Origin of the sequence: Arsenophonus sp. ENCA (genome assembly GCF_002287155.1) — a bacterium.
GTDB classification, from domain to species: Bacteria; Pseudomonadota; Gammaproteobacteria; order Enterobacterales; family Enterobacteriaceae; genus Arsenophonus; species Arsenophonus nilaparvatae.
On record NZ_NHNG01000610.1, the window covers coordinates 1 to 763 of the forward strand.

At 36.0% G+C, this 763-nt stretch carries 2 protein-coding genes and 1 pseudogene; 1 reads left to right on the plus strand and 2 read right to left on the minus strand.

The window, feature by feature from the left end; translation table 11 throughout:
- On the plus strand, positions 1-291 hold a 291-nt coding region (locus CBG25_RS15760; protein WP_290603789.1), incomplete at its 5' end, for a transposase.
- 19 nt (positions 292-310) lie between these two features.
- Here the strand turns inward: CBG25_RS15760 and stbC are convergent.
- The gene (stbC, locus tag CBG25_RS15765; RefSeq protein WP_290607826.1) at positions 311-580 is read right to left on the minus strand and encodes a plasmid stabilization protein StbC; all 270 of its coding nucleotides are present in this window, start codon (positions 578-580) and stop codon (positions 311-313) included.
- A 1-nt stretch (position 581) separates the two neighbouring features.
- Positions 582-763: pseudogene (locus CBG25_RS15770) on the minus strand (StdB protein); the annotation flags it as partial.

A 763-nucleotide genomic window follows, 5' to 3' on the forward strand; every position in this document is an offset into this window, starting at 1 on the left:
ATAGTAACAAACAAAGAGAATCCCACCCGTGAATACGTCAAATCTATCATGGATGCCCGTTGGTCTGTTGAAGTTTATCATCGAGAAGTTAAACAAAATTGTGGTATTGAACGCTGTCAGGCTCGCACGAGCCGAGCGCAAAGAAATCATATTTTTCTCGCTATTTCTGCGTGGTTTGAACAACATAAACGTCGTATATCTGAAAAAATAACCCTTTATCAACAAAATTGGGACGTAATCAAAAATGCTATTGCTGAGCACATCCGTGTTTTATTAGCGTACCCAAATTAGTTTTGTGCGAAACTCGTGTTCAATTGGCATTGACACAAAGCAATATTATAGCAATAAATCGGCGTCTTTTAATTTTAAACTTCGTTTCATTACAGGAATCTCTCACTCTAATAATAACATCTCGAATTGATTTTTCGATTTTAGAATCAATGCATTTATTCAGTTCATCAACGCGCTCAAGTAATAATGTTTGTTTTTCCAGCATTTTTTTCTGTGTCTCATTGATTTCTCTGGCATCACCTAGAAACCAATCCATTAACACCTCTAATTTATCGGGTTGCTTGTCCATATCACTCTCCGATTAATAGAGCATATGTTTTATCAAGATTGTTTTTAACAGGAATCGCTTGTTTCATATAAGTATAACGACGCGCCATTTTACGCCGCTCATCAGCATCACTCGATTGTTTCGCTCTAACTTTAAAATCTTCTGCATCTTCCTCTGTCAGAGATTCAAATGATATTTTATGAT